The 21,988-nt window shown below is 39.6% G+C and carries 25 protein-coding genes; 14 read left to right on the plus strand and 11 right to left on the minus strand.

The features are described 5' to 3' along the window. The first annotated feature begins 103 nt into the window (after positions 1 to 103). From B2906_RS09220 to B2906_RS09240, 5 genes are read left to right on the plus strand one after another with little or no spacing between them, the layout of a single operon-like run. Positions 104 to 472 carry a hypothetical protein gene (locus B2906_RS09220; protein ID WP_091653160.1) on the plus strand — a complete coding sequence of 123 codons (369 nt, stop codon included), beginning with the start codon at positions 104 to 106 and terminating at the stop codon, positions 470 to 472. An 8-nt stretch (positions 473 to 480) separates the two neighbouring features. Further along, complete coding sequence (locus B2906_RS09225) at positions 481 to 1,230, plus strand: hypothetical protein (RefSeq protein WP_219957450.1); 750 nt, start codon at positions 481 to 483, stop codon at positions 1,228 to 1,230. Further along, on the plus strand, positions 1,230 to 1,985 hold the full coding sequence (locus tag B2906_RS09230) for a sensor histidine kinase (RefSeq protein ID WP_219957449.1): 756 nt from the start codon (positions 1,230 to 1,232) through the stop codon (positions 1,983 to 1,985). The genes B2906_RS09225 and B2906_RS09230 overlap by 1 nt, the downstream gene beginning before the upstream one ends. A gap of 36 nt (positions 1,986 to 2,021) precedes the next feature. After that, positions 2,022 to 2,648 carry a response regulator gene (locus B2906_RS09235; RefSeq protein WP_091653168.1) on the plus strand — a complete coding sequence of 209 codons (627 nt, stop codon included), beginning with the start codon at positions 2,022 to 2,024 and terminating at the stop codon, positions 2,646 to 2,648. After that, on the plus strand, positions 2,648 to 3,700 hold the full coding sequence (locus B2906_RS09240) for an oxidoreductase (RefSeq protein WP_219957448.1): 1,053 nt from the start codon (positions 2,648 to 2,650) through the stop codon (positions 3,698 to 3,700). The genes B2906_RS09235 and B2906_RS09240 overlap by 1 nt, the downstream gene beginning before the upstream one ends. 58 nt (positions 3,701 to 3,758) lie before the next feature. On the opposite strand, the gene B2906_RS09245 is transcribed toward B2906_RS09240, so the two are convergent. After that, a complete protein-coding gene (locus B2906_RS09245; RefSeq protein ID WP_219957447.1) occupies positions 3,759 to 4,712 on the minus strand; it encodes a pyridoxal-phosphate dependent enzyme in 954 nt (317 codons plus the stop codon). An 85-nt stretch (positions 4,713 to 4,797) separates the two neighbouring features. On the opposite strand from B2906_RS09245, the gene B2906_RS09250 reads away from it, so the two are divergent. Then, entirely contained in the window at positions 4,798 to 5,460 is a 663-nt protein-coding gene (locus B2906_RS09250; RefSeq protein WP_219957446.1) for a peptidoglycan DD-metalloendopeptidase family protein, read from the plus strand. Between the two features lie 2 nt (positions 5,461 to 5,462). On the opposite strand, the gene B2906_RS09255 is transcribed toward B2906_RS09250, so the two are convergent. Further along, on the minus strand, positions 5,463 to 6,233 hold the full coding sequence (locus B2906_RS09255) for a type III pantothenate kinase (protein ID WP_219957445.1): 771 nt from the start codon (positions 6,231 to 6,233) through the stop codon (positions 5,463 to 5,465). 65 nt (positions 6,234 to 6,298) lie between these two features. Between B2906_RS09255 and B2906_RS09260 the strand changes: the two genes are divergently transcribed. Further along, on the plus strand, positions 6,299 to 6,775 hold the full coding sequence (locus tag B2906_RS09260) for a GNAT family N-acetyltransferase (protein ID WP_219957444.1): 477 nt from the start codon (positions 6,299 to 6,301) through the stop codon (positions 6,773 to 6,775). A 29-nt stretch (positions 6,776 to 6,804) separates the two neighbouring features. On the opposite strand, the gene guaB is transcribed toward B2906_RS09260, so the two are convergent. From guaB to B2906_RS09275, 3 genes are all read right to left on the minus strand, one after another. Then, positions 6,805 to 8,283: an IMP dehydrogenase gene (guaB, locus tag B2906_RS09265; protein WP_091653184.1), complete on the minus strand. Its 1,479-nt coding sequence runs from the start codon at positions 8,281 to 8,283 to the stop codon at positions 6,805 to 6,807. A gap of 219 nt (positions 8,284 to 8,502) precedes the next feature. Further along, positions 8,503 to 9,435: a lytic transglycosylase domain-containing protein gene (locus B2906_RS09270; protein WP_286938547.1), complete on the minus strand. Its 933-nt coding sequence runs from the start codon at positions 9,433 to 9,435 to the stop codon at positions 8,503 to 8,505. Next, entirely contained in the window at positions 9,435 to 10,157 is a 723-nt protein-coding gene (locus B2906_RS09275) for a TIGR00730 family Rossman fold protein (RefSeq protein WP_091653188.1), read from the minus strand. Before B2906_RS09275 ends, B2906_RS09270 begins: the two co-directional genes overlap by 1 nt. Before the next feature lie 172 nt (positions 10,158 to 10,329). Between B2906_RS09275 and B2906_RS09280 the strand changes: the two genes are divergently transcribed. The 4 genes from B2906_RS09280 (at position 10,330) to B2906_RS09295 (ending at position 12,477) form a co-directional block, all read left to right on the plus strand. Further along, positions 10,330 to 10,929, plus strand: a complete 600-nt coding sequence (locus B2906_RS09280; protein WP_286938553.1) for a YkgJ family cysteine cluster protein — start codon at positions 10,330 to 10,332, stop codon at positions 10,927 to 10,929. A 67-nt stretch (positions 10,930 to 10,996) separates the two neighbouring features. Further along, on the plus strand, positions 10,997 to 11,356 hold the full coding sequence (locus B2906_RS09285; protein WP_144607561.1) for a phage holin family protein: 360 nt from the start codon (positions 10,997 to 10,999) through the stop codon (positions 11,354 to 11,356). Further along, positions 11,349 to 11,732: a hypothetical protein gene (locus tag B2906_RS09290; RefSeq protein WP_286938557.1), complete on the plus strand. Its 384-nt coding sequence runs from the start codon at positions 11,349 to 11,351 to the stop codon at positions 11,730 to 11,732. Before B2906_RS09285 ends, B2906_RS09290 begins: the two co-directional genes overlap by 8 nt. Continuing rightward, a complete protein-coding gene (locus B2906_RS09295) occupies positions 11,704 to 12,477 on the plus strand; it encodes a geranylgeranylglyceryl/heptaprenylglyceryl phosphate synthase (RefSeq protein ID WP_286938566.1) in 774 nt (257 codons plus the stop codon). The genes B2906_RS09290 and B2906_RS09295 overlap by 29 nt, the downstream gene beginning before the upstream one ends. On the opposite strand, the gene B2906_RS09300 is transcribed toward B2906_RS09295, so the two are convergent. From B2906_RS09300 to panC, 6 genes are all read right to left on the minus strand, one after another. After that, positions 12,463 to 13,389, minus strand: a complete 927-nt coding sequence (locus B2906_RS09300; protein WP_219957440.1) for a helix-turn-helix domain-containing protein — start codon at positions 13,387 to 13,389, stop codon at positions 12,463 to 12,465. The genes B2906_RS09295 and B2906_RS09300 overlap by 15 nt on opposite strands. Positions 13,390 to 13,528: 139 nt before the next feature. Further along, positions 13,529 to 14,668 (minus strand): acyl-CoA dehydrogenase, encoded by a 1,140-nt coding sequence (locus B2906_RS09305; RefSeq protein ID WP_219957439.1) that lies wholly within the window; start codon positions 14,666 to 14,668, stop codon positions 13,529 to 13,531. A gap of 96 nt (positions 14,669 to 14,764) precedes the next feature. After that, positions 14,765 to 15,454, minus strand: coding sequence for a zinc metallopeptidase (locus B2906_RS09310; protein WP_144607557.1), 690 nt, complete (start codon positions 15,452 to 15,454; stop codon positions 14,765 to 14,767). Between the two features lie 31 nt (positions 15,455 to 15,485). Beyond that, positions 15,486 to 16,490, minus strand: coding sequence for a lysylphosphatidylglycerol synthase transmembrane domain-containing protein (locus B2906_RS09315; protein WP_219957438.1), 1,005 nt, complete (start codon positions 16,488 to 16,490; stop codon positions 15,486 to 15,488). Continuing rightward, positions 16,490 to 16,837: an aspartate 1-decarboxylase gene (gene panD, locus B2906_RS09320; RefSeq protein WP_091653210.1), complete on the minus strand. Its 348-nt coding sequence runs from the start codon at positions 16,835 to 16,837 to the stop codon at positions 16,490 to 16,492. The genes B2906_RS09315 and panD overlap by 1 nt, the downstream gene beginning before the upstream one ends. Before the next feature lie 25 nt (positions 16,838 to 16,862). Continuing rightward, positions 16,863 to 17,711: a pantoate--beta-alanine ligase gene (gene panC / locus B2906_RS09325; protein ID WP_219957437.1), complete on the minus strand. Its 849-nt coding sequence runs from the start codon at positions 17,709 to 17,711 to the stop codon at positions 16,863 to 16,865. A 126-nt stretch (positions 17,712 to 17,837) separates the two neighbouring features. Between panC and B2906_RS09330 the strand changes: the two genes are divergently transcribed. The 3 genes from B2906_RS09330 (at position 17,838) to glmS (ending at position 21,952) form a co-directional block, all read left to right on the plus strand. Next, positions 17,838 to 18,650 carry a glycogen/starch synthase gene (locus tag B2906_RS09330; protein ID WP_091653215.1) on the plus strand — a complete coding sequence of 271 codons (813 nt, stop codon included), beginning with the start codon at positions 17,838 to 17,840 and terminating at the stop codon, positions 18,648 to 18,650. A gap of 10 nt (positions 18,651 to 18,660) precedes the next feature. Further along, a complete protein-coding gene (locus tag B2906_RS09335) occupies positions 18,661 to 19,989 on the plus strand; it encodes a DUF4270 family protein (RefSeq protein WP_219957436.1) in 1,329 nt (442 codons plus the stop codon). A 121-nt stretch (positions 19,990 to 20,110) separates the two neighbouring features. After that, positions 20,111 to 21,952, plus strand: a complete 1,842-nt coding sequence (glmS, locus tag B2906_RS09340; RefSeq protein WP_219957435.1) for a glutamine--fructose-6-phosphate transaminase (isomerizing) — start codon at positions 20,111 to 20,113, stop codon at positions 21,950 to 21,952. Positions 21,953 to 21,988: the final 36 nt, after the last annotated feature.

Here is a 21,988-nt window from a genome sequence, read left to right on the forward strand (position 1 = left end):
TTATGAGACAGCCTCTTTTTTATTTTATCAGAGGCATAAAATGAGCTATATTCATCTTCTCGATAAACCTTTTTAAAAACCATTTAGCTAACGGAAGCCATCTATGAAAATCAGCAAGAAGGACTTTGACCAGATGAAGAAAAAATATGACGATGAAATCCGAAAGGGCGGAAAAGGTCAGGGTCCAAGTAGAAATGTAGATAATCAAACCAATTGGATCTTTTTTGACAGAAAGACGATTGAAGAGCTCTTACAAAAAACAGATCCTGACAAAGGCGGTATCAGAATTTATTTTACAGAATACACTGAGGAAACAGCCCAACAACTTTATCCCGACAATCCGGATGATTATATCGGGAGGCTAAACCTTGTCATCTCTCCTGCAAACGCTGAGGGCACAATGCTGACTCATGCTGGCGTGGAAGAGGAATACTATAATAAGGGGGCTAGTTGCCCTCCCACTTGTGAATAATTCTGGATGTGATACAGGCACTTTGGGAAAGAATTCTCTCCAATTACTATCTGGTATCTACCGTCATTCTTGGACTGACCGGAGTCATCCTTTTTATCTTTCTTCCAAGACAGAAAAAAGCGAAACCACAATTCTATCTGCCATTTCTTATTTTAGTTTTAGTGGTTTTTTATGAAATCTTAGCTGTCAATATGATAGTCAATAAGCCTTTAAATGAAAGGATTCACTATCTATTGACATCTGATCCGTATAAGGGGTGGAACTCTTGGGTATTCAATATTTTCAATTACCTGCTTTCAAAAATTTTATTTTTACTACTAATCCGGGTAAACCTTAAAAATCCAACCAGAAGAAAAATAGTGCACTTCTTAATTGGAATCCTAATCCTGGGAGGTATTGTTTTAACAATTTCAGGAATCGAAAAAATTCACGAACCTCAACCGATCTTTTATTTTATCAGTAACATTACTCTCATAATAGCCAGCGGATTCTTTTTCATGGATTTAATATCAGAAGACTATTTTTTGTCTCTTAATCCAGTACAGTTCCTTCCTTTTTGGTACATCTCTTTGATCTTATTTCAATCAGTTTTAACATTATTGGCAGACGTGGCATTTGAATATTTAGCTTTTAATCGGGTAGATATTTATTTTCTGTTTAATTACACATCTATGATTTTGTACTTTTTACTATCGATAGTCTTCAATACCCTCTTTTATTTAGGTAGAAACAATTTTCTAAAAAACTCGGAAATCTGATGGGCGGAGAAGACAGTCAAATCTTATTTATACTATTCTCAGGAGTATTTCTGGCTGCTGTGATGGCCACTTTTGTTGTTGCGATGGTAATTTTACACAGGCAGCGGCAAGTTCAGAATAAGCAAAAGGTAGAGCAGCTCCAGGTTGAATTTGAAAAAACGATGTTGAACATTGAAAACGAGATTCAACAAGAAACCCTGAACCATATCGGCAGGGAATTACATGACAACATCGGTCAATTGCTTTCACTCTCTAAGCTTTATTTGGGTTCATCAAAACCCGAAAGACAGGCTGAGGGGAAGGAATTGATTTCAAAAACTATCAATGAGGTCAGAAGCCTTTCTAAATCTTTGAATTTGGACTGGGTTGAAAATTTAAATTTGGAGGAGTTTATTCAAGAGCAATTAGATAAAATTGAGGCATCGGGATATTGCAAGACTGAATTTGTTGCAAATCATCTCCACTGGGAACCTAGCAAAGAGCAAAAAATGATCTTGATCCGGGTGATTCAGGAATGCCTCAACAATGCTATCAAACACGCTTCACCTGAAACTATTACCATAACTCTTGACTCTTCAGGAACCGAAAAATTCATCCAGATCAAAGATGATGGGAAAGGCTTTGATTCAAGTATTGCTTCCACCGGCAGTGGAATGACCAATCTAAAAAAGCGAATGGAAACTATAGGAGGAAAATTCCATCTTCAGTCTATCCCAGGAAAAGGCACCGAAATAAAACTCCTTTTGCCAGTTTAATATTTTAGGTTTAACTTCGATTTCACCCTGACTACCATGATTCGTATAGCTATTGCAGACGACCATACCTTATTTGCCAAAGGAATTGAAGGCCTTCTTGAGGAACACGAAGACCTAGAAGTACTTGGACTTTTTAGCAATGGAAAAGAACTGGTGGACTTTTTGGAAACTAGCAAAGTCGACGTAGTACTTACCGATCTCAACATGCCCATTTTGAATGGTTTTGGGGTGTTATCATCAGTAAAAGAAGGTAATTCTCAAACCAAGGTAATTGTACTTTCCATGTACGATGAGGAGAAAATCTATAAAGAATCCATAGATAAAGGGGCTGACGGATTTGTTTTGAAAGATGCTGACCCAGATGAACTGGTCTTTACAATCCGAGAAGTCCATGAAGGGCGGCATGTATTAAATTTTGATCGAGTAATCGAGCAGGCGCGCCCCAATGCATTTTTTGACTCCTTTAGAGATAAATACCGCTTGTCCAGAAGGGAAATTGAAATAATTAAATTAATCAAAGAGGGTCTGACCAATAAGGATATTGCTGAAGAATTAGGCCTAAGTCAAAGCACGGTAGAGACGCATCGAAAAAACATCCACAATAAACTCGGGGTAAGCTCGAGAGTAGAACTGGTCAATAAAGCCCACGAAATGAACCTGTGATGAAATTATTCTCCCCAATACGTACTGCAATTGTAGGATTCGGCTCTGTTGCTGAAAAAATGCATGCCCCACTCATTGATGTATGCCCAGATTTAGATTTAGTAGCTGTGGTGGAGAGAAATTTCAACCGCTGTGAGCAAAAATATCCTAAAGTTCAAACTTACAGGAGCCTGGAATCATTGCTGGAACAGGATGGAGCAGACCTAATTGTTATCACCACTCCCAATGAGTTTCACTTTCCCATGGCCAAAATGGCCTTAAATGCCGGAAAACATGTAGTGGTTGATAAGCCTGTAACGATCTATTCCCATGAGGCGGAAGAACTTCAGCAACTTGCAAAAGATAATAATCTAATCTGCTCAGTATTTCATAACCGTAGGTTTGATGGAGATTTCCTGACGCTTCAAGAAATATTGAAGCAAGATTTACTGGGTAGAATCGTGTATTTAGAGTCTCATTTTGATCGATTCAGACCCCAAGTCTCTGAAAACTGGAGGGAAAAAGAAGTTCCTGGAAATGGAATCACCTATGATTTAGGCTCGCATTTAATTGACCAAGTGGTCCTCACTTTTGGAGCGCCAAAAAGTATTTTTGCAGATATCAGAAAACAAAGAACTCACGCTGTTGCAGATGACTATTTTGATATCACACTAGACTATGGAGATAAAAAAGCCCGAGTTACTGCAGGAGTCTTAGTCAATGCGCCCACTCCCAAATTTCTTCTTTTGGGGGAAAAAGGCTCTTATCAAAAATTCGGATTGGATGTCCAAGAAGCTGCATTCAAGGCAAATATTCGCCCTGAAGGAAAAGACTGGGGGGTGGAACCAGAAGAACGCTGGGGGAACCTGTATCTTGAAAATGAGAGTAGAGCCTATTCAACTCTGAATGGGGACTATAGAATTTTTTATCAAAATGTAGCTGACGCAATTTTGAAAGAAAAAGAGCTATTAGTTCAAGTGCCTCAAACCATCAGCGTACTAAAGCTGATCGAAGCTTCCTTTATAAGTTCAAAAGAAAACAGACCTATTCATAGAGAAGAAGGACTCTGGTAATATCACTTGCACTTTTTTCAATAGTGAATTACCCCTTCTTTTTTTGTCAAGCTGAAGATCAAAAAGGTAATTTCCCTAAATCCACATTCCCACCGGAAAGAATAATACCTACTTTTTTGCCTGCAAATTTTTCCTTATTGGCCAATAATGCGGCGAGAGGTACTGCACATGAAGGTTCTATTACAATTTTCATACGCTCATAAATCATCCTCATTGCTTCGATAATCTGTGGATCAGTGGCTAGGAAAATCTCCTTTACATATTTCTTGATCAACTCAAAATTCAATACCCCTACTGAGGTCAAAAGGCCATCGGCAATGGTATTCGGTTTGGTTTGAGGGATGATATGTCCTGCTTTTAAAGATCTGTAAGCATCATCTGCTCCACTGGGCTCAGCTCCATAAATAATAATTTCTTCATCCCAATAATGAGTTAAAAGGGCCGTGCCCCCCAGCAACCCACCTCCTCCAACTGGAGCCATGATAATTTCTAAATCCGGTTGGTCCTCTAAAAACTCCAAAGCACAGGTCGCCTGTCCTTCAATAACATCTATAAAGTCATAAGGAGGAATGAAAGTGGCTCCAGTCTCTTGAACCACCTTTTCCAGAGTTGTTTCTCTTGCTTGAAGATTTGGCTCGCACTCAATTATCTCACCTCCATAGCCTTTGACCGCCTTTTTTTTGATTTCGGGAGCATTGGATGGCATGACTATATAGGCTGGAATACCCGCCACTTTTGCTGCACGGGCCAAAGCTGCTGCATGATTTCCGCTACTGTGAGTAGCAACTCCCTTGGATTTTTGCTCTGGTTTTAATTTCAATACGGCATTGGCAGCTCCTCTTGCTTTGAAAGCCCCTACTTTCTGGAAATTTTCACATTTGAAATAAATCTCACATCCTGCAATTTCATTGATGGCAGTGGATGTTAATATAGGCGTGCGATGGACAAAATTTTTGATTTTGACCAAGGCATGGCGGATATCATTGAGGGTAGGAAACTCTTGCTCTTTCATAATTGAAAATTAGGAACCTTCAACCAAAAATCAGGATTTTGAGAGGATTATTTTTAGGTGAATCCAAAATCTGCTTTCTTCGGATATGAATTGGAAAGCAAATGATTTTTTCCCTGTAATGGGAACAGCCCTAAACAGAGATAATACACTTCCTCTGGACTTTAGTCCAGCTAATACCTTTCTGGAAAATGTGAACCTAAGCGACACTTTGGAGTTTGATCAATTTGTGTTTGAACAACTCAAAGCAAAAGGAAAGCAGTTTGGAATAGGTGGATATATGGAACAGCGGGCCATTTATCGAAGGTCAGAGGTATTTGCCACAGATGAAGCTGATTTCAGAAATATCCATTTGGGAATTGATGTATGGACTGAGGCAGGAACGCCTGTTTACGCGCCTTATTCAGGAAAAATCCACAGCTTCCAGGATAATGCAGGTTTTGGGAATTATGGCCCTACCATCATTTTAGAGCATGACTTGGATGGCACCCAGCTTTTCAGTTTATATGGCCATTTAGCAATGACAGATTTAAAAGGCCTACAAATAGGTCAAGAAATACAAAAAGGAGAGGCATTTTGTCATGTAGGTCCCTATCCTGAAAATGGGGATTGGCCTCCACATTTACACTTTCAACTGATGTGGGATATGATGGGAAATCAGGGTGACTTTCCCGGGGTAGCTTCAAAAAAAGATTTAGAACACTATCAAAAGATTTGTCCCGATCCGAATTTCATATTACGGTTTGAGTAAGTTCAAAGATTTGACAAAGTCATTAATCTGAGACCCTCCAAAGTCAGATTTTTATCAATCGTATCAAACTCTTGTTCTAGTGAGGTCAGAATTTCTGATAGACCTCCGGTTGCAACTACCTTGAAATCCAATTGGGCCTCTTTTCGAATGGTTTCCAGCATTCCTTTGACTAAACCTGTGTATCCATAAAGGATTCCAGCCTGAATTGCATGAACTGTGTTTTTTCCAATTGCTGATTCGGGAAGCTTCAAGTCCACATCGGGTAATTTGGAGGTATTCATAAATAAAGCCTTGATGGCTGTACGTAGCCCTGGAACAATATTTACCCCCATTATTTCTCCGGAATCATCCAAAATTGTAAAGGTTAGAGCCGTACCAAAGTCCACTACGATGCAGGCATTTTTAAATTTATACCAAGCGGCAAGTCCATTGCACATCAAGTCAGTACCCATTTCCTGAGGTCTTTTGGTCTTAATCGGTAGCTTGGAATAGCTGTTTGGAGAGATCAGATAAGGCTCTAGACCGAAGTAATTTTTACAAAAATCAATGAGAATTTGATTGATTTCCGGAACTACAGAGCTCATTCCTATTTGTTGAATTGTGTCAGGAGTTAAGTTGTGCTCCAAAAAATAGACAGGAACTTTTTTCCCCAATTGGGAAATTAATTTGGAAGTTTTGGTTTCCAACCTAAAATGATTGGTCCATTTTCCTGTTTTTTCATCAAAAAGCGCAAAAACCACATTGGAATTGCCGGCATCAATGGCTAGAAACATGCTTTATTCAGGTTTTGACTAATTTAGGCTTTCAATTGAGGAAAATCCAAAAACAGAAAACAAATATGTACTCACTAAGAGAAGGAAAAGTAGCCGATCTTCCAAGAGTTTTAGAACTCATTAAAGAATTGGCGCTTTATGAAAAAGCTCCAGAACAGGTCACCAACACTTTGGAAATGATGGAAAAGGATGGCTTTGGAGCCAATCCGGTTTATGGCCTTTTTGTCTGTGAAAAAAAGGAGTCTGGTGAAATTATAGGAATTGCCATTTATTATTATCGCTACAGCACTTGGAAAGGTAAGCGTCTTTACCTGGAAGATATTGTGGTAACTGAGTCTGAAAGAGGAAATGGAGCTGGAAAATTGCTTTTTGATCGGGTGATGAAAAAATGCCTGGAGGCAAATTGTACAGGAATGATGTGGCAGGTATTAGACTGGAATGAACCCGCAATTAATTTTTACAAAAAATATGGTGCTTACCTGGAAGCTGGTTGGCTCAATGCTCATTTACAGGATTACGAAATCGAAAAGTTATTGCCATAAAAAAGGCCGGGATCAAACCCGGCCTTTTTTTATGATTTAAAGCTATAATTAGGAGCTTCTCTTGTCACACTCACATCATGTGGGTGGGACTCTTTTACTCCAGCTGCGGTGATCTTCACAAACTTACCGTCTCGCTGAAGGTCTTCAATGGTTTTTGTACCACAATATCCCATTCCTGCTTGTAAGCCTCCTACCAATTGATATAGTACTTCAGAAACCAAGCCTTTGTAAGGTACGCGACCTACGATTCCTTCTGGAACCAGCTTTTTAATATTATCTTCTGCATCTTGGAAATATCTGTCCTTGGAGCCTGACTCCATAGCTTCCAATGAACCCATTCCACGATAAGACTTGAACTTTCTTCCTTCAAAAATGATCATTTCCCCTGGTGCCTCTTCTGTCCCGGCTAACAATGAACCGATCATGATAGAGCTGCCTCCAGCTGCCACCGCTTTAACCAAGTCCCCGGAATATCTGATTCCACCATCAGCAATTACAGGAACGCCTTTGTCTTTCAAAGCTTGCGCACATTCATAAACGGCCGAGAGTTGTGGAACTCCAACTCCTGCAATCACCCGGGTGGTACAAATCGAACCTGGACCAACCCCAACTTTCACTGCATCTGCACCAGCATCTGCAAGTGCAAGAGCCGCCTCAGGAGTTGCAATATTTCCAACAATCACTTCTAAATCAGGGAATGCTGTTTTAATCTTTTTGCAGGTTTCAATCACACCCTTGGAATGTCCATGAGCAGTATCAATGGATACTACGTCTACACCGGCAGCTTTCAATGCCTCTACTCTTTCAACAATGTCTGCGGTGACACCTACAGCAGCACCAACTCTCAAGCGTCCATACTCGTCTTTACAAGCATTTGGCTTATCCTTTCTTTTCAGAATATCCTTGTAAGTGATAAGGCCGGTAAGTTTGTCTTCCTCATCTACGATTGGAAGCTTTTCGATTTTATATTCTTGAAGGATTTCCTCTGCCTGCTCCAAAGAGACGCCTGCTTTGGCTGTGATCAGATTATCAATGGTCATGATTTCCCGGATCGGTCTATTCGGATCTTTGATAAATCTTAAATCGCGATTGGTAATAATACCTTTCAATACACGATCTTCATCGACTACAGGAATACCTCCAATGTGAAATTCACGCATGATATTTTCAGCGTCCCTCACTTTTGCATCGATATGAAGCGTGATAGGATCTAAGATCATACCTGCCTGAGAGCGCTTCACCTTTCTTACTTGAGCGGCTTGCTTCTCTATAGACATGTTTTTATGAATGAAGCCTAAACCTCCTTCCAAAGCGATAGCAATGGCGAGCTCAGCCTCAGTCACTGTATCCATAGCGGCAGAGACAAGAGGAATGTTTAATCTGATTTTTTTGGTGAGTTGGGTAGAAGTGTTGGTCTCGCGAGGAAGAACTTCTGAATACCCTGGAACTAAGAGCACGTCATCGTATGTGAGTGCTTCGAAGAGAAATTTATCGGAGTTTCGATTCATAGCAAATATCGGTTGTAGGTAACCCTATTTGCCCGTCAAAGATACAAACAAAACTTTTGTCTGGATAACCTTGAGAAAAAAATCTTTTGAAATCTCAGGTTTCTTAAGTCTTTTTTAAAATTTTCTTGAAGAAAACAGGCTTCAATAGGATTTTTGGAAGGTCTTCTTCCATATCAGGACTTCCCAAATATTATTAGTTTAAATCACAAATAAGGAAATTTATTCCGGCAGCAAAATTTCATAAGACCTTCCTCTCTTCACATTTAGATCTCGATCTCTAAGCCATGGATTGTAAAGCTTTAATTCTTTGTAGGAAGAGCCACGTTGTTTTGCCCACTCTGCGAGATTTTTAATATCATCAGATACAGTGATTGACTTCAGAGCAGGATTGGTATAGTAATCTTCCTTCCTCAACCCAAATCCATATTTCTTGGGATTTTCAAAGATGACTTTGAAGGCAAGAATTCTGAAAATGTATCTACTCGTTTCATCATTGAGCAATAGGTCGTAATAATCTTCCTGTAATTGCTCTGTTTGACGCCGGGAAAGACCACTTTGTCCCATGTTGTAGCTTGCTGCTACAGCAGTCCAGTTCCCGAATTTTTGATGAGCTTTATTCAAATACTTCGCTGCTGCTACAGTTGACTTTTGCCAATGATAGCGCTCATCCACGTCTCTGCTTATCTCTAAGTCATATTCTTTAGCTGTATCTTCCATGAATTGCCAGAACCCTTTGGCTCCTGCAGAAGAGGTGGCATTCATCAAAGCTGATTCGGCAATTGCCAAATATTTGAAATCATCAGGAATCCCATTTTCTTGCAAAATTTGACTGATTTCATCCAGATATTTACCGGATCTCTTCATTAGCAGTACCATATTGGATTGCCAATAGGCGTTGACATAGATTTCCCTCTCCAACCTTTCATACACATCCTGGATTTCTAAAGGAACTTTCTCCCCTGCAAAACTCAATTCCTTGGGTATCTCAAAGATTCGCACAGAGTCTGCCGGTAAGGTTGGCAGACTCATCGGAATCAATGTTTCTTCTGTTTCTTGTGGAACCGAGCCATCTGAACTTTTCCAGATAACTGCCAACCCAATAAGACAGGTAAACAATAACCCATAGATAATAAAAAGGTGGTAGCTTTTCATTAAAAGTTGGGGCTCAATAAATACTTGCTGTAGAAATCATCAATTACGCGGACTGCTTCAGTAGCATCTTCCACTACTGAAAAAAGGTCCAGATCCTCTTCATTGATGTACTTATGACTCAAAAGAGTTTTTTTGATCCAATCTACTAGGCCTTCCCAATAATCTTTTCCGACAAGGACGATAGGGAAGCGTCCAATTTTATTTGTTTGAATTAAGGTAAGGGCTTCGAAAAGCTCATCCATGGTTCCAAATCCTCCCGGTAGAACCACAAATCCCTGTGAATACCGAATAAACATTACTTTTCTCACAAAAAAGTAGTCAAAGGTGATCAGCTTATCTCGGTCAATGTAAATGTTGTTAAACTGTTCGAAAGGCAAAACAATGTTCAAACCCACTGATTTACCTCCTTCAGAATGGGCTCCTTTATTACCCGCTTCCATGATACCCGGGCCACCTCCTGTGATCACCCCGTATCCATGGCGAACCAATTTAGCAGCAATGTCCTCTGCCATTTTGTAATGGCTATGATCTCTTGGAGTCCTCGCCGAACCAAAAATTGACACGCAAGGTCCTATTTTGGCAAGCTTTTCAAAGCCCTCCACAAATTCAGACATTACTTTAAAAATTGCCCAGGAATCAGCGCTTTTGATTTCACTCCAATCGCGCTCCTTGAAAGCTTTTCTGATTTTATCTTCTTGCTGCTTATCCTCTAAATTGCTCATAACATATTTACTTTTAGTAAGAAAACGATGACACACCGAAATAGTAAACCAAAATCTTCGTAAAAAAAAGACCGGAGATTCTAAGGGTTTGATTTTCAGTAATAAAAAATATTACGTCAAGAGAATCATACCGGTTTGTTTACACGTACTTTTGCGTGAAATTAAATAACGCTTGAATTTAGCAGAAAAATCCCTCTTGGTACAGCAATTATTTGCTGAGCTTGAGACAGAGTCCAAACAATTTGCCACAGAGAGTGGACTTTCTTGTATTTCGGGTTGTGGCTTTTGCTGTGCAAACCCAAAGATCCCAGCCTCCATTTTAGAATTTTTACCCCTAGCCTTAGACCTTCACGAAAAGGGCGTTGCTGAAGCAAGCCTTCGCCTTCTGGAAACTCAGGAAAATGGTGGAAACTGCATTCTCTACCGTCCACAAAACGATGATGGAAGTAAGGGTTTTTGTGGCAATTATCAGAACAGAGGGATGATTTGTAGAGTATTTGCCAGCTCTGCGAGAAGAACTAAAACAGGACAAAAGGAATTGATTATCTGTAAACCCATCAAAGAATCCCAAGTTGATCGATTCCAGGAAGTTAATTTATTGATCAACGAGAATCTTCATATTCCCATGGCAACTGCCTACTACACTCAGCTACGGGATATCGACGAATCTCTTTGTGACCATTATCCTGTCAATGAGGCGATTCGAAGAGCCTTAGAACTTGTTTTGAGATTTAAATTTTACGAAGAAGGGGAGAGAGCTGAGGAAGTATGATTTTTTTGCTCGTCGCAATTAAATTATATTAGTGTTCTTAATAAAAGTTACATTTTTAATAATAGGCATGCTCAAAGTATCTGAAATAGTACAAACTGTCAAAAGTTTGATCGAAACCAGGGTCAATATGGTGAAGCAGGAAGTTCAAGAAGAATTTCTTGGAATCATATCCCGGACCATTCTTTTGGTGGTACTTGGTGGCCTGACGCTATTAGTACTTTTGTTTTTCAGTTTGTCATTGGCTTTTTATCTCAGCACAAAATTTGAGTCTCCTTTTATTGGTTTCTTATTAGTTGGTCTGTTTTATCTGATTCTCTTGGTTGCATTGTATTTGGGACGCTACTCCATAGGCATTCAATCCAAAGTGCAGGGAGGTTTAAGGAATTTTATTTTTAGCAAAATCAAACTCAAAAAGAAAGATGAGTAATGAATTGGAAAAACAAGCTGAAGAATTGGAGCAAACGCTTCAAAAACAGCTAGACCTTCTCAAACGAGATTCCGAGGATTGGTTGAAAGTAGGGGGAGCCGTACTGGCTGGGGGCCTACTTGCTTACGCTATTGTAAAAGCCACTAGAAAGAAAAAGAATAAAAAGACCCAAAAAGCCCTTGAGGTATTGGAGCGGGAAGGCCTGTTGGATAAAGATTTGGAAGAAAAATTGACCAAACCAAAAAAATCCAGTTTCTGGCCTAGCATGAGTCAAAGATTGTTGATACTAGGTCTGGCTTTGGCTAAGGAAAAATATTTCAAAGACTTATTTACAAAGGAAAAGGCTGATGGGAAGGAAGAAGAAGGCTCTTTATAAGAGTTTCCACAGACTTTTTGAAAAAAAACAGAAAGGAATTGCCTGGCTGATTGATCCTGCCAAATTTGACAAAAATCTTATCCCGCATATAAAATCAATCAGAGACTCTCAGCTTGATTTTATTTTTATTGGAGGAAGTAAATACCGGGAAAAAAACTTCGATGAAATTGTCTTTGAAATAAAAAATTCTGCAGGCAATATTCCTGTCCTGATTTTTCCTGGTTCCAAGGTGCAGGTCTCCAATCATGCTGATGGCATTTTATTTTTAAGCCTACTATCCGGAAGAAATCCGGAATTTCTGATCTCCCAACAAATTGCTGCTGCAGAATCCATTTACCATTCCGATTTAGAAGTACTTCCAACAGCTTATCTCTTAGTCAATGATGGAGAGCTCAAAAGTGTTCACAGGGAATCGAATACACTTCCGATTTTGAATAAATCAATCAAAGAAGTAGTGAAGACTGCCTTGGCAGGTAAGTTTTTGGGAATGGATTTATGCTTTATGGATGCCGGAAGTGGCTCGACCTCCTCTGTAGCTACGGAAGTTATTCAGGAAGTCAAAAAATATTTGGATGGGCCTCTCATTGTTGGTGGTGGAATTGATAACCTTCAGAAAATCCATTTGGGCTTTGAAGCCGGAGCAGATGTCATTGTCATCGGAAACCAAATAGAAAAGGACCCCCATTTTCTAACAGAGGTCCTTTCTTTTAAAGATTGGTATAATCAAAGTTTACACGTTAATTAAAGATTCTCTGCGTCTCATTTTTCCTGCAGGTACTCCATACATCATTTTAAATCTTCTACAGAAGTAAGCTGTGTCTTTGTACCCAACTTCCTTTCCAATGTCCCGAATGGATTTTTTGGTTGTTCTCAATAAGTCAACTGCTGCTTCCATTCTTTGGTATTCTATGTAATCCTGAGGATTGATTCCTGTCAGCATTTTGAAATATTGGCCCACATAGTCTTCTGAGACATTGGCCACCTGAGCCAATACTTTATTGGATAAATCTCCACCTAGGTTTGATTTGATGAATTTGAACAACTCAATCAACCTCGGGTCTTTGAAATAGGTAACATTGGTAGAAAGCTCTTCCAGGAACAAACGATTTTTCAGAATATGTCTCAACAGCTCAATCACCAACACCTCTGTTAAGGCTCTTAAAGTTCTCTCTTTTCCTACACTGCTTTGCTCCAGCTCCTTCATGATATCTTCGATCAACATTCCTATTCTATCATTGAATCGAATTATGAAAGCAGGAATATCTAAGGAATTGAAAAAGTTTACAACATCGAAAACCTTGGATTCAAAGCTAACAATCGAAACACAGTCTTCCTGAACATTGCGAATATCCTTAAAACTGATACTCTGAAGATACTTCTTTTTGTTTTCCAGGAAATTGTCCATTGATACCTCAGCCTTTTTGGATCCTCCACCAAAAGTCAGCGAGGTCTTTTTTTCTCCTGGAAGAAAAAGAACTTCGCCTTCATTGAGTATTTCCTGATCCTCTCCAAACTTCAAGCTTCCGTGATGAAGCAAGACGAGCATATTGTCAAATTCCTTGTGGTCGGCTATAGAAATGGGCTTTTCAATCTGAAAATTGTTTCCCCTTAAAAACCTTACATTTACCGATTCGATGACCTTGTTGTAATATTCCATGATTTTATTGCAGAAAAATTGAGATACAAAAATATAATTTTTCCATTTAAAAAAACGAATATTTTTACAAGATCAGTTAAAATAAATTAAAAAAGGCGCAATTTTATTCAATTGCGCCCTTCAAAAAGTAAAAATACGACTATTTAAGCAGTCCTCGAGATATGACTATTTTTTGAATTTCTGAGGTCCCCTCATATATCTGAGTGATTTTAGCATCTCTCATCAGCCTTTCTACGTGATATTCTTTCACATAACCGTACCCTCCATGAACTTGTACAGCTTCCACTGTTACATTCATGGCAACCTCAGATGCATATAGTTTGGCCATAGCGGATGCATGTGCATAATCTTCGCCCTGATCTTTTAACCAAGCCGCTTTGTATACGAGCATTCGGGCAGCCTCAATCTGAGTAGCCATATCAGCCAATTTGAACTGTATGGCTTGATGCTGACTAATTGGCTTCCCAAAAGCTTTTCTTTCCTTGGAATATGCTACAGACATCTCATAGGCTCCGGCAGCGATTCCTAATGCCTGAGCAGCGATTCCAATTCTACCTCCATTTAAGGTTTCCATGGCAAAATTGAACCCAAATCCTTCCTCCCCAATTCTATTGGAAGCAGGAACTTTCACATCCGTAAACATCAATGAGTGGGTATCACTTCCTCTGATTCCGAGTTTGTCCTCTTTCTTCCCAATTACAAATCCTTCCCATCCTTTTTCCACGATGAATACGGAGATCCCTTTATGTCCCTTGCTGGCGTCTGTTTGGGCAATAACCAAATAAACACTTGCAGAAGAACCGTTTGTAATCCAGTTTTTGGTTCCGTTTAGAATATAATAATCACCCTCTTTAGTGGCTTCTGTTCTTTGAGAAGTAGCATCTGAACCTGCTTCCGGTTCGGAAAGGCAGAATGCACCTAAAACTTCGCCCGTAGCTAGTTTCTTCAGGTATTTTTCTTTTTGTTCTTCTGTCCCGTACTTTTCCAAACCCCAGCACACCAAAGAATTGTTTACTGACATAGAGACTGAAGCAGAGGCATCGATTTTTGACAACTCTTCCATAGCTAGGACATAAGAAATGGTATCCATTCCCCCACCGTTATATTTTGGGTCCACCATCATTCCCATAAATCCAAGCTCGCTCATTTTTTTGATTTGCTCAGTTGGAAACTTAGCTTCAGTATCTCTTTCTATTACCCCAGGCAAAAGTTCAGTATTTGCAAATTCTCTTGCCGCCTCCTGCACTGCTAGGTGCTCTTCTGTCAGTTGAAAATTCATTTTTATTTATCGGGTTTATTTTCGTTTGCGGAATTTATAGTAAAAAAAGAAAAGGGGCAAAATGTTGCCCCTTTCCGAATTTTATTTTGATTTGAATCAATCCCGATTGCCAAAGAAAATAAATATGTAGTAAGCTAAAGTAGCTAATGATGCAAGAGCAGCAACTACATAAGTCATGGCAGCCCATTTCAATGCGTCTTTAGACATGGCATATTCAGTTCGGGTGACGATGTTTCGGTTTTGAACCCATGCCAGAGCTCGGTTAGATGCGTCAAATTCAACAGGAAGGGTAACCAAGGTGAATAAGGTCATGACACCATAAGCACCTACTACAATATATCCGATGAATTGATAGGGCAGGCCTAAGGCAAATCCACCGAACAAAGAGGCAATTAAGACTACGTTAAGAATCTTTCCGGAAATATTCTGCAAAGGAACAAGCTTGGATCTAAGTGTGAGCCAGGTGTAAGAGGTAGCATGCTGTACTGCGTGTCCACATTCGTGAGCTGAAACAGCAGCTGCGGCGGCATTTCTTCCATAATATACATCAGGACTCAAGTTTACTGTTCTATTCATAGGGTTATAGTGGTCTGTCAATTGCCCCTCAACAGAAACCACCTGAACATCATGAATATTATGATCTGCCAACATAAGTTTGGCGATCTCAGCACCCGAAAGGTTGGCCTCCAGAGCAGTCTGAGAATACTTTTTAAACTTGCTTTTCAGCTTGCTGCTGACTACAAAGCCAGCGATTGCAAATACGACTACAATTAATATCAGTAACATAATTTTTTTGTTTGCAGAAATGAATACGAAGTTAGCTTTTGTCAGGTTTTATCCAAGCTGGTTTTTGAATCATGATGACCCAGCTAATTAAGCCTGCCACCAAAACCAAAATTACCTGTGTGCCATGAATAATGGCTGCAAAGATTTTCCCGTCTACTTCTGATATTCCCAACTGTATCAAAATAAAGGCCACCAATGCATGAAAGGTTCCTATACCCCCTTGAACCGGTGCAACCATGCCAATACTTCCCATTACCATGACTAGGAGCACTTCGCCGCTGGACAAATTGGCAGTACTTTGAATCCCTAATGCAACTGTATACATGGTTAAAAAATAAATCAACCAAATGACTACAGAGCTCAACCAAAAACCCATGGGATTTTTTAGAGTCGAGATTCCCTTGATCCCTGAATACAATTCTCGAAGAAAGTGCTGGATCTTTTGTATAAATCCGTTGTCTCGAAAACGTCTTAGAATGAAATAAATGACTAAACAGAAAACCAAAATTCCCCCCAGCACCAAAGGAAGGTTTTGAACCAGTTTTTCTCCTAAATTATCCAGGTCTACCAATTGACCAGCCAGATTCAAGAAAAGCTCATTTTCCACCAAAAAAGCCAATAGAATAGTAGCAATCAAAAATAATAGGTCTATAGATCGCTCTAAGATGACCGTCCCTAAAAGATGACCAATGGAAATCCCATTGGTTCGGGATAGGACCCCGCATCGTGCTACTTCTCCGGCTCTCGGAACAATCATATTGGCCAGATAGCCGACCATTACGGCATGATAGGCGTCGGAAAGAGTTACTTTTTTTCCTTCATTTTCTTGAATGAGCAGTGTCCACCTCCAGCCTCTCAAGGCATAACCTCCCAAAGCAATGGCTAATGATAAACCTATCCATGCCCAATTGCTGGAGAAAACCTGTTCCACCAGGTTATTGAACTCAATGTCCTTATACAAAAACCAAAAAATCCAGACTGCGATCGCCAAAGAGATCAAAATCTGGATTGTTTGTTTGATTCTAGGGTGTAACATCAGATCAATCGGTTTTGATCATCTGGAAAAATCACCACTGGTTTAAATTTCTTCGCTTCTTCAAAGTCCATTCCTGCATAGCTGATAATGATGACTATATCTCCAACAGCAGCTTTTCTTGCTGCAGGACCATTGAGGCAGATCTGTCCACTTCCTCTTTCCCCTTTGATCACATAAGTTTCCAGCCTTTCTCCATTATTTACATTGACGATTTGGACTTTTTCGTTTTCAATGAGATTGGCCGCATCCATCAAGTCTTCGTCGATGGTAATTGAACCCACATAGTGCAATTCCGCCTGAGTGATTTTCACCCGGTGGATTTTTGACTTCATGATTTGAATTTGCATTGGCTTAGTTTTTCCGGCCGCAAAATTAAGAATTAATTATGAGGTTATCGATCAATCGAATTTCTCCCACATAAGCGGCAGCACAAATTGCCATTTCTTGATGTGGGTCAAACTGCTTTTTTATTTCAAAAGCCTCTCTTTCTACCAATTCGAAATACTCGAGTTTCACGGATTCTTGTTCTTGAAACTGTCGGATGATTTGTTCTTGGACAACTAACCACTCCCGGCCTTCTTTCAGTTCCTTCGCCGCTACCGATAAACTTTCAAAAATGATTAAGGCTGTTTTTCTCTCCAGATCAGATAAGCGTCTATTTCTTGAAGACATGGCAAGTCCATCCTCTTCTCTTCTGGTAGGCACTACAATTATTTCAATAGGAAAAGAAAGGTCTCTCACCAAGGTTTGAATGATTGCCACTTGCTGTAAATCTTTTTGACCAAAAAAGGCAAGATCGGGACGAATGATGTGAAACAGCTTGGACACAATCACTCCAACTCCATTAAAATGTCCTGGGCGAAAGGCCCCCTCTAAAATCCTTTCAAGGTGGCCAAAATTTAATTTGAGCACCGGAGAACTGGGGTACATTGTGTCAACTTCTGGTAAAAACACATAATCAACTCCCGCTGATTCCAAAAGGTCGAGGTCCTCCTTTACACTGGAAGGGTATTTTTCGAAGTCTTCCTGATTATTGAATTGAGTAGGATTGACGAAAATGGAAACTACTGTACAATCTGCCTGAGCTCCACATTTTTTTACTAAATCCAAATGCCCTTGATGCAGGGCACCCATTGTCGGCACGAGACCTATGGATTTATTTGATTGAATGAATTGGAGCCTGATTTTGTTCCAATCGGCCCCTGTACGGAATACCTGCACGGGATAGGGGATACTTTTGGGTAAATAGAGGCAAAACTAGATTAATATCCAGAAAAACAAGGCATTTCAGGCTTTTTTTATTATATTTGTGCCGTTGTTTATCACTTTACATAAAAAATATATAGCATGTCTAAATTACGTATCCTCTACGTTGCCAGTGAAATCAACCCTTTTCTCCAGACTTCAGAAGTAGCCAATTTCCTACGAACACTTCCTCAAGCCATGCAAGAGCGTGGTATGGAAATCCGTATTTTGGTACCGCGGTTTGGATTGATCAATGAGCGAAAAAACAGACTTCATGAAGTTGTAAGACTTTCTGGAATTAACATTGCTGTTGGTGAAGAAGAAAAGCCGTTGGTGATCAAGGTAGCCTCCATTCCGAATGCTAAACTTCAGGTTTACTTCATCGACAATGAGGACTACTTCCAGCGAAAGAGCGTATTCCATGACAAGCAGCAAAAATTCTACGAAGACAATGACGAGAGAGCCATTTTCTTCTGCAAGGGAGTAATCGAAACTGTCAAGAAATTGGGATGGGCACCAGATATTGTACATTGCAATGACTGGATGACTTCCTTGATTCCAATGTATTTGAAGACGACTTACAAGAATGAGCCATTATTCAAAGACACTAAATCAGTTTTTGCTATCTACAACAACGGATTTTCTCATACCTTTGGCGATGATTTGTTAAACAAGGTTAAGATGGTGGACATAGATGACACTATTTTAGCACCTTTGGAAAGCAAAGACTTCGAAGGCTTTATTCGTATGGGTATGGAATATGCCGATTTAGTAGTGAAGGGCGGAGAAGTTTCTGACGAATTAACTCAATTAATAGAAGATTTCTCAAAAGATAAGAAGTTTGAAATCAGCATTGACGAAGAAGAACAAGCTCACGAAGAGCTTTACGGCATATACACAAATCTTGCGGGCTAAATTAGCCTGCTTGGGATTACTATTTACAATTCTAATTAGTTCTTGTTCCGATCCAGCTTCCGTAGGACTCGAATTAGCTCCGGGAAACAACCAAGTAGGTGTTTTCTTTGCTGAATTCGATCTACCTGCGGAAGTTGTGTTATTAGACTCTTTTGAAACGACTACCAATGCAGCTCGGAGAGGGATTTTGGCAGTAGGGCACGAACAAGATGACTTTTTTGGAGTAACCCAAGCAACTTCCTATTCTAGACTTTCATACTCTTCTAGTCAAAAAAGGCCTGAAGCTGATGCAATTCTTGATAGTGTGTTCTTTACTCTTAGAGTAATAAGTGTCAATGGAACTGACCTAGATCAGCCAAAATCATATTCGGTCCATAAATTAAATGAGCAGATTCTGGATACGGTTTATTTCAACACCGATAAAATTCCATTTCAGGAATCTGCGCTGGCTTCCAGTGAAATAACATTTAATGAAACCAAAGACACCACTGTTAGACTCCAAGTAAACCAACAATTTGCTTCGGAAGTTTTTGAGCTATACAAAGGAAGTAGAGAGTTTAGCAACATATTTAATTTCAGACAATACTTACCAGGTATTGCAATTAAAGCTAAAGAAGGAGACAACACTACAATTGGACTTCAGCAAGGTGAGAACACTGGGTTTATATTTTATTATCACAACCTTGCTGATACAGTTGCCTCATCTTTCAGAATAACTACTAGTACCTCAAGAGGCTTTGTAAATGTTGAAAGCGATAGAAGTGGTACTCCAACTGCTAGTGTTCAAGAATACAGAACAGCTTATGACGTCGGGAATAAAGTAGGTGCAAAAGCTAATCTTGGGATGGTCATTAAAATAAACACTCATCCAATTGATGAATTTTTAGACTCAATTTCCGGGATTGTCTTCAATGAAGTTTCGTTTGAAATGGGAGAAATTGAATCATTTCCTGAAACTCAAAATCCTTTATTTTCTGGATATTTATATTTAACAGACGATACCAATAATTTCATTCGAAGGAGCATCGATAGAAATCCTATCACGGTTCAATCAACAAATCAACCTCAGGTAGAAACCGATGAGAATGGAAACCAAATTCCAATGGTAAGAGCTCCAGCTCAGGTTTTATTTAATCAAACCTCCAAAACTTATAGTGCGGATATAACCTCCCATATTAATGCGCTTTTCCGAGGAACATTGACCAATAAGGATTGGCTCTTTTATGGGGGAATAGTTTCTGTAGGTTCCGAGGATGATAATTTCAAAAAATCATTGAGGCAAATGGTAGTAAGAAAAGACCGAATCAAGGTCAAAGCCATCTATTCAAAAATCAAATAAAAAACTGCTTTTCAAGAAGCTAAAAGAGTCCACTTTCAAATTTTAAGAAAGTGGATTCTTTTTTTTGGCATGAAAGCTGTTTCTTTGTGCAAGTTCTAGAAAACAAAAAGAATTTTTCAATATGTGTGGAATTGTAGCATATGTGGGGCAGCAAGAAGCTCTTCCCATTATTATCAAAGGTCTAAGAAGATTAGAGTATAGAGGGTACGATAGTGCAGGCGTAGCTTTGCTGGATCATAATGGCCTTAGTATTTATAAAAAGAAAGGAAAGGTCTCTGAGTTAGAAAAACATTTGGAGTCCAATGGTGATATCAAATCCAATATTGGAATCGGTCATACAAGATGGGCTACTCACGGTGAACCTAATGATGTAAATGCGCATCCGCATTATTCCTCCTCCGAAAAACTGGCAATGATCCACAATGGGATTATTGAGAATTATGAGGTCCTAAAGAAAGACTTGATTCAGAAAGGATATAAGTTTCATTCAGAAACTGATACTGAGGTATTCATCAAATTCATTGAGGACATTCAGCTTCATAATAAATGCTCTTTAGAAGAAGCATTGCGTCTGGCACTGCACAAGGTGGTAGGTGCTTATGCGATCGTTCTGATCAACAAAGAGGAACCTGACACCCTAATTGCAGCTAGAAAAGGCTCTCCTTTGGTTATCGGTGTTGGAGAAGATGAATATTTCTTGGCATCGGACGCAACCCCTATTATTGAGTATACCAACAAGGTGGTTTATTTGGATGATTACGAAATAGCTGTAATCCGTAATAATAGGCTTCAGGTAAAAACCATAGAAAACGTAGAGACCAATCCATACATCAATCAATTGGAGATGGAATTGGAAGCGATTGAAAAGGGTGGTTATGATCATTTCATGTTGAAGGAGATCTATGAGCAGCCCAAGTCCATCGCTGACTGTTTGAGAGGAAGATTGGATGCAAAATCCGGAAGATTGGTTTTAGGTGGTCTACGTGATTACATGAACAAATTCCAAAATGCTGAACGGATTATCATCACGGCTTGCGGTACATCTTGGCATGCCGGCTTAGTTGCTGAATATCTGTTCGAAGAATTTGCCAGAGTTCCTGTAGAAGTAGAATATGCATCTGAATTCAGATACAGAAACCCAGTCATCAATGATAGAGATTTTGTAATCGCAATTTCTCAATCAGGAGAAACTGCTGATACCTTAGCTGCTATTGAACTGGCAAAATCAAAAGGGGCAACCATATTTGGAGTATGTAATGTGGTGGGTTCTTCTATCCCAAGAACAACCCATGCCGGATCCTATACTCACGCGGGACCAGAAATTGGAGTAGCTTCAACAAAAGCATTTACGGCCCAAATCTCAGTTTTGGCTATGATGGCTTTGAAGTTAGGTTACCAAAGAGGAACGCTTCCGGAAAGTCGTTACATCCAGTTGCTGCATGAGCTTGCGGCTATTCCATCCAAAGTGGAGAAAGCTTTGCAGACAAATAAGCAAATCGAATATATCGCTTCCGAATACAAGGACGTGAGAAATGCACTTTATCTGGGAAGAGGTTACAATTTCCCTGTAGCCTTGGAGGGCGCTTTGAAACTGAAGGAAATCTCTTATATCCATGCGGAAGGTTATCCTGCAGCGGAAATGAAGCATGGTCCTATTGCCTTGATTGATGAAGAAATGCCAGTAATCTTTATCGCTACTCAGGATAGTTCTTATGAGAAAGTGGTAAGTAACATTCAGGAAGTGAAAGCAAGAAAAGGAAAAGTAATTTCAGTAGTGACTGAAGGAGATACTCAGGTGAAAAGTATGGCTGATCACGTCATAGAGATACCGGAAACTCACGAAGCTTTTGCTCCATTGGTTTCAGTAATTCCTCTTCAATTGCTATCCTATCACATCGCAGTGATGAGAGGTTGTAATGTAGACCAACCTAGAAACCTCGCAAAATCAGTGACAGTTGAATAATATCCAAGGCCTTCAGAAATGAAGGCCTTTACTTTT

The organism is Algoriphagus sp. UBA3586, assembly GCF_002376385.1.
In the GTDB taxonomy this organism is placed as follows: Bacteria; Bacteroidota; Bacteroidia; order Cytophagales; family Cyclobacteriaceae; genus Algoriphagus; species Algoriphagus ornithinivorans.

Coding starts and splice junctions, on each gene's coding strand:
- B2906_RS09220 (WP_091653160.1), top strand. CDS start 104: ATGAAAATCAGCAAGAAGGACTTTGACCAGATGAAGAAAAAATATGAC.
- B2906_RS09230 (WP_219957449.1), top strand. CDS start 1,230: ATGGGCGGAGAAGACAGTCAAATCTTATTTATACTATTCTCAGGAGTA.
- B2906_RS09235 (WP_091653168.1), top strand. CDS start 2,022: ATGATTCGTATAGCTATTGCAGACGACCATACCTTATTTGCCAAAGGA.
- B2906_RS09240 (WP_219957448.1), top strand. CDS start 2,648: ATGAAATTATTCTCCCCAATACGTACTGCAATTGTAGGATTCGGCTCT.
- B2906_RS09245 (WP_219957447.1), bottom strand. CDS start 4,712: ATGAAAGAGCAAGAGTTTCCTACCCTCAATGATATCCGCCATGCCTTG.
- B2906_RS09250 (WP_219957446.1), top strand. CDS start 4,798: ATGAATTGGAAAGCAAATGATTTTTTCCCTGTAATGGGAACAGCCCTA.
- B2906_RS09255 (WP_219957445.1), bottom strand. CDS start 6,233: ATGTTTCTAGCCATTGATGCCGGCAATTCCAATGTGGTTTTTGCGCTT.
- B2906_RS09260 (WP_219957444.1), top strand. CDS start 6,299: ATGTACTCACTAAGAGAAGGAAAAGTAGCCGATCTTCCAAGAGTTTTA.
- guaB (WP_091653184.1), bottom strand. CDS start 8,283: ATGAATCGAAACTCCGATAAATTTCTCTTCGAAGCACTCACATACGAT.
- B2906_RS09270 (WP_286938547.1), bottom strand. CDS start 9,435: ATGAAAAGCTACCACCTTTTTATTATCTATGGGTTATTGTTTACCTGT.
- B2906_RS09275 (WP_091653188.1), bottom strand. CDS start 10,157: ATGAGCAATTTAGAGGATAAGCAGCAAGAAGATAAAATCAGAAAAGCT.
- B2906_RS09285 (WP_144607561.1), top strand. CDS start 10,997: ATGCTCAAAGTATCTGAAATAGTACAAACTGTCAAAAGTTTGATCGAA.
- B2906_RS09290 (WP_286938557.1), top strand. CDS start 11,349: ATGAGTAATGAATTGGAAAAACAAGCTGAAGAATTGGAGCAAACGCTT.
- B2906_RS09295 (WP_286938566.1), top strand. CDS start 11,704: ATGGGAAGGAAGAAGAAGGCTCTTTATAAGAGTTTCCACAGACTTTTT.
- B2906_RS09300 (WP_219957440.1), bottom strand. CDS start 13,389: ATGGAATATTACAACAAGGTCATCGAATCGGTAAATGTAAGGTTTTTA.
- B2906_RS09305 (WP_219957439.1), bottom strand. CDS start 14,668: ATGAATTTTCAACTGACAGAAGAGCACCTAGCAGTGCAGGAGGCGGCA.
- B2906_RS09310 (WP_144607557.1), bottom strand. CDS start 15,454: ATGTTACTGATATTAATTGTAGTCGTATTTGCAATCGCTGGCTTTGTA.
- B2906_RS09315 (WP_219957438.1), bottom strand. CDS start 16,490: ATGTTACACCCTAGAATCAAACAAACAATCCAGATTTTGATCTCTTTG.
- panD (WP_091653210.1), bottom strand. CDS start 16,837: ATGCAAATTCAAATCATGAAGTCAAAAATCCACCGGGTGAAAATCACT.
- B2906_RS09330 (WP_091653215.1), top strand. CDS start 17,838: ATGTCTAAATTACGTATCCTCTACGTTGCCAGTGAAATCAACCCTTTT.
- glmS (WP_219957435.1), top strand. CDS start 20,111: ATGTGTGGAATTGTAGCATATGTGGGGCAGCAAGAAGCTCTTCCCATT.